Source organism: Sphingomonas bacterium, from assembly GCF_903644135.1.
Taxonomy (GTDB): domain Bacteria; phylum Pseudomonadota; class Alphaproteobacteria; order Sphingomonadales; family Sphingomonadaceae; genus Sphingomonas.
The window spans coordinates 1-5,118 of record NZ_CAHJXA010000205.1; the positions used below are offsets into that span (position 1 = coordinate 1).

General features: G+C 66.9%; 6 protein-coding genes. 1 reads left to right on the top strand and 5 read right to left on the bottom strand.

What is annotated here, in order from left to right; all coding sequences use genetic code 11:
* Positions 1-610 (top strand): TolC family protein (locus HUU96_RS10940; protein ID WP_174292833.1); only part of this gene is annotated, 610 nt, incomplete at its 5' end.
* 402 nt (positions 611-1,012) lie between these two features.
* On the opposite strand, the gene HUU96_RS10945 is transcribed toward HUU96_RS10940, so the two are convergent.
* The 5 genes from HUU96_RS10945 to HUU96_RS10965 form a co-directional block, all read right to left on the bottom strand.
* Positions 1,013-1,513, bottom strand: a complete 501-nt coding sequence (locus HUU96_RS10945) for an SgcJ/EcaC family oxidoreductase (RefSeq protein WP_174292834.1) — start codon at positions 1,511-1,513, stop codon at positions 1,013-1,015.
* A 105-nt stretch (positions 1,514-1,618) separates the two neighbouring features.
* A complete protein-coding gene (locus HUU96_RS10950; RefSeq protein ID WP_174292835.1) occupies positions 1,619-2,434 on the bottom strand; it encodes a helix-turn-helix transcriptional regulator in 816 nt (271 codons plus the stop codon).
* Between the two features lie 127 nt (positions 2,435-2,561).
* Positions 2,562-3,839, bottom strand: a complete 1,278-nt coding sequence (gene hmgA / locus HUU96_RS10955) for a homogentisate 1,2-dioxygenase (RefSeq protein ID WP_217430316.1) — start codon at positions 3,837-3,839, stop codon at positions 2,562-2,564.
* Between the two features lie 154 nt (positions 3,840-3,993).
* Positions 3,994-4,749: an SDR family NAD(P)-dependent oxidoreductase gene (locus HUU96_RS10960; RefSeq protein ID WP_174292837.1), complete on the bottom strand. Its 756-nt coding sequence runs from the start codon at positions 4,747-4,749 to the stop codon at positions 3,994-3,996.
* A gap of 4 nt (positions 4,750-4,753) precedes the next feature.
* Positions 4,754-5,118, bottom strand: a 365-nt coding sequence (locus HUU96_RS10965) for an enoyl-CoA hydratase/isomerase family protein (protein ID WP_254605186.1), incomplete at its 5' end; no start/stop codon positions are given.

Consider the following 5,118-nt stretch of genomic DNA (forward strand, 5'->3'; position numbering starts at 1 on the left):
CGCGCAGACCCCGGTCGGCGACCCCGCCAGCCTGCTGCGCCGCCGCCCCGACATCCGTGCCGCCGAGCGCCAGCTCGCCGCCGCCAACGAGAATGTCGGTGCCAGCATCGCGCAGTATTTTCCGACGGTGAACCTCTATGGCACCATCGGCTACGGCTCGACCAAGGTGTCCAACCTGTTCAGCGGTGCCAACCTCCTCAAGCTGGTCGCGCCGGTGCTGTCGTGGAACTTCCTGAGCTTCCCTCAGGTGAAGGCGCAGGTCGAGGAGACGCGCGGCCGCTTCGACCAAGCGCGCGCGGCGTATCGATCGACGGTGCTGTCGGCGCTGCTCGACGCGGAGAACTCCCTCTCGCGCTTTGGCCACCAGCGCGACAATGTGGCCAGCCTCGCCGACGCCAACGCCTCGGCGGCGCGCGCGGCGCTGATCGCCGACACCCGCTATCATGGCGGCACGATTAGCCTGATCGACGCGCTCGACACCGAGCGCCAGCGCATCCAGGCGCAGACCAGCCTGGCGCAGGCGCAGGCGACGCTCACCACCGACTGGATCGCGTTGCAGAGCAGCCTGGGCCTCGGCTGGGCCCCGATGAAGCAGCCCGGTTCGGGTTAGAGACTCGGTTGAGACATCATTACGCCTCGTCATTGGCAAGCCGAGTCCTCTGGCACTGCACTGAATGTATCGCTGCTCGCCCGAGTAGAGCGCCAGCCCAACCGGGAACAGGTCGATCTCCACCCAGACGATCTCGCCGGATGCGAGCTTCTCGACGCGGTCGAAGCTGTGGACCGGGATCGTGTCAGTCGATAGCGCGGCGTCGAGGTGGCGCATCGACACGGACAGGCGGCCGTTCGACCCCTTGTATTTGAGGATCGCCGCGCCGTCGCGCGTCATCTGCTGCACCTTCGGACTGGGGGTCGGCGATGTTGGATTAATCGAGCTACTCGCCGTCCGCGTTCAGCTTCTGTCGAACGTCGTGAGTTCAACTGTGAGCCGCCTTCAATTCGTAAAGACCGCTCAGCGCTGCCCCAGCAGGAGGCCGCCCTGTTCGACCGACGTTTCCCACAGTGTGTCGAAGCTGCGCCAGGCGGCGGCGGCGGCCGGACCGCGTAGCGGGCGGATGCGCGTGTTCTGGAAGACGGTGACCCGCATCGCCGCATCGACGCGTTGGCAGACGAACGTCTGCACCGCATCGCCGGTCAGCTCCTTGGGGCCGCCATCGGGGCGCACCGCGCCGCCGGTTGCGAAGACGACGAAGCTGTCGCCGCCGAGCGCCCGCATCCCGGTGATGTCGATGTGCAGCTTCGTCCCCTTCAGGTGAGTATCGAACGCCGGCTGGTGGAAGGCCGCGATCGCGTCGGCACCGTCGAGCACCGATCCGTCAAACGCGACATAGTGCGTATCGGGCGTCATGTTCGCGGCGAAGGCGGCCGCATCGCCAGCGTCCCAGCCGGCTGCGATCTCCCGCATCAACTGCCGCAACTCGGCAGTCGCTCCTTCGCCCACGTCATCGGCCACGATCGCTTCTCCAGCAATGGAATGTGTGCCGCGGTCGGCCCACAGGGTCAAAGGAGTTTCAAACCCTGGCGGCGCGCCGCCTGAACCGTCATCCTTAGGTAGCGATCAGTGCGGCAAACCACCGGGTAGCCACCGACCGGGCAGTTCATCCCGATCACTCCGGCACACAAGCCGCAGCAACTGGTTCTGTGACACGATCCTCAGCCGCGCATAGGCACGCTTGCGATAGGTCAGGACGGTGTTGAGGCTGATGCCGAGTTCGAGGCCGATGCCCTCGGAGGTGACCCCCAGCGCGATGAGCGCGCAGACCTCCCGCTCGCGCGCGGTGAGTTCCGGTGCGACCTTGCGCAGCCGCCGCTCGAAGTCGACCGCGGTTTCGGGTGCCTCGTCGCTCAGCGCGTGCCGGCGCAGCAGCGGGATCAACAGGCCGAGCGACCCGACGATCACATCCTTTTCCCGATCGGAAAACGCCTGTTCCCGATAGAAATTGATGCGGATCGCGCCGTCGGCCCGCGTCTCGCAAACCGACAGCCGCGTGGCGAGGTCGACCGACGTGTAGCATTGATACCGGTAATCCGAATCGTCGATCTCGCGCGCGTTCATCTCATAGATGCGCAAGGCCGGACCATCCGCCGCTCCCGTGGCGTTCATCGGATCCATGCCCCAATACCGCTCGATATACCGCTGACCCAGTCGATGGGCGATCCGCGATGAGCCAATATTCTCGGCCAGTACCAGCGTCCTGCTGTCGGTGCGACCGACCGCGAACGCACTCATGTGCATGCAGCCCAGCGTTTCATGTGCCAGCCGGAACAGCGCAGGCGAAAACGCCTCGACGCCGACCTGTTCGATCAGCGGGGCGACGTTGCTGTTGAACAGCGTCGACGTCGCGTGAGGGGTCCGCAGCTCGTGCATGTCCATGGCGATCTCTCTCCGGCCGGCCCGCCGGCCCGCGGTCGATAATGCACGCTGCCCCGACAGGTCCTTGTATTTCGGCGAGCATAGATCGGCGCGGGAAGCGGCGCAATCATCGGGCGTCAGGGCGCGATCACCGCCGGAAGTGACGCTCCAGCGGTACCCAGCAATCCGGATAGCGTTCGTCGAGCAGTTCCAGCCCGCTCGCATAGCCGGTAGGATTGAGCATGAAGCGGCTCTCGAACATGAAGGCGAGCGTACCGCTTAACTTCTCGGGAACCAGCTCGCGCGCCGACGCCCTGTCGAACGACTCGACATCGGGGCCGTGCGGCAGCATCGAGTTGTGGAGGCTCATCGCGCCGGGCACGAAGCCGGTCGGCTTCGCGTCGTAGACACCGTACACCAGCCCCATGAACTCGCTCATCAAGTTAACGTGATACCAGGGCGGCCGGAAGGTGTTCTCCGTCACCAGCCAGCGTTCGGGAAAGATCACGAAGTCCATGTTGGCGGTGCCGGGCGTGTCGGACAGCGAGGTTAGCACGGTGTAGATCGACGGATCGGGATGATCGTAGAGCAGCGCGCCGACCGGGCAGAAGCGGCGCAGGTCGTACTTCACCGGTGCGAGATTTCCGTGCCAGGCGACGACGTCGAGCGGCGAGTGGTCGATCTCGGCGACGTGAAGGCGGCCGAACGCCTTGAAGTATAATTGCGACGGCGCGTCGATATCCTCGAACGCGGCGACCGGGGCCAGGAAGTCGCGTTCATTGGCGAGCGCGTTGGCACCGATCGGGCCGCGCTCGGGCAGGGTCAGGCTGGCACCGTAATTCTCGCAGACATAGCCGCGCGCGGTGTCGCCTTGCAGGTCGACCTTGAACTTCAGTCCGCGCGGGATGATCGCGATGTCGCCTAGGCCGACCTGCAGCCGGCCGCATTCGGTGAAGAGGTCGAGCGCGCCATGCTGCGGCACGATCAGCATCTCGCCATCGGCGTTGCTGAAATACCGGTTCCCCATCGACCGGTTGGCGACATAGACGTGCGCCGCCATACCGATATGCGTCGCCGCGTCGCCGCAAGTGGCGATGGTGCGCAGCGCCGACAGGAAGTCGCACGGCTCCTGCGGAACGTCGATCGGTCGCCAGCGCAGCTGGCTGAGCGGGATATCGCTTTCGTCGCGGCACGGTGCCGTCCGGATCAGGCCGGCGTCGATCGTCCTGAAGCCCCGGGTGTGCGACACCGACGGGCGGATGCGGTAGAACCAGCTGCGCCGGTTCTGGCCGCGCGGCGCGGTGAAGGCGGTGCCGGAGAATTGCTCGGCATACAGGCCGAGCGGCGCGCGCTGCGGCGAGTTGCGGCCGATCGGCAGCGCGCCCTCCACCGCCTCGGTCGAGAAGCTGTTGCCGAAGCCGGGCATATAGGCAAGGCCGCCGTCCTGCGGTGACAGCACGGCTTCGTTGATGAGCGGCTGTGAGGTCATCGGTTCCGTTCCCGCACGCGAGTGAAACTCGGAGTTACCGCATCCGGCCAGGAGCGGCCTGTCGCCAGTGGTTGGGACCGCCGGGCGGTTGTCAAACCAGGAAACGGCCGCCGTCGACCGGCACGCGGATGCCGGTGCTGGCGCGCAGCAGCGTCACGCACGCCATCACCGCGTCGGCGACGTCCTCGGGCTCGACCACCTTCTTTAGCGGGGTGCCGGCGGCGATCTTCTCCAGCGCCTCGCGCCCGCGGCCGGCGACGAAGTCGGTCGCAACCGCCCCCGGCGACACGCACAGCACCCGGATCGCCGGCCCCAAGGCTCTCGCGAGCGACAGCGTCATCGTGTCGAGCGCCGCCTTCGCCGCGCAATAGGCGACGCTGCTGCCCGACCCAGTAAATCCCGAGATCGACGAGATGTTCACGACGACGCCGTCGCCGCTCGCCTTGAGCATCGGCGCGAACTCGCGAATCACCGAGAACGGCCCGCGCACGTTGGCGATCAGCACCGACTCGAAGATCTCGTCGGTCAGCGCGTCGAGGTCGGCATCCGCCACCGGCACCGTGAAGCCGCCGGCGTTGACGAGGATGTCAGTGCGGCCATGGCTGCGCTCGACCTGATCGGCGAGGCCACGGATGGCGTCGCGTTCGCCCAGGTCGAGTGCCAGGATGCCGTGGCCGTCACCGGCCAGTCCGTCGGCAACGCCCTGCGCCTTCTCCGCGCCGCGATGATAGCCGACGACCACTCGCGCCCCCGCCCCGGCGAACGCGCGCGCGCAGGCGGCACCGATGCCGCCGCTGCCGCCGGTGACCAGCGCGACCTTACCGGCGAGGCTCTGCGTGTCGCTCATGCCGTCAGCGCCCCTGGAAGCGCGTCGGGCGCTTTTCCTGGAAGGCAGTCATGCCCTCCTTGTTGTCGTCGGTGCGGATCAGCACCGACTGGCCGAGCCGCTCCAGCAGCCGCCCGGTCTCGGTATCGACGTTCTGACACGCGTTGATGATGTGCTTGGCCATTCCCATCGCCTGCGGCGCCTTGGTCAGCAGCCGGCGCGCATAGGCCAACGCCTCGTCCATCAGCACCTCGGGCGCGCAGACCGAGCCGACCAGCCCGATCCGATAGGCCTCGGCGGCGTCGACCGTCTCGACCGCCATGATCATCTGCTTGAGGCGGCCGATGCCGATCATCTGGATCATCCGCGAGCAGGCGCCCGATGCGGGAA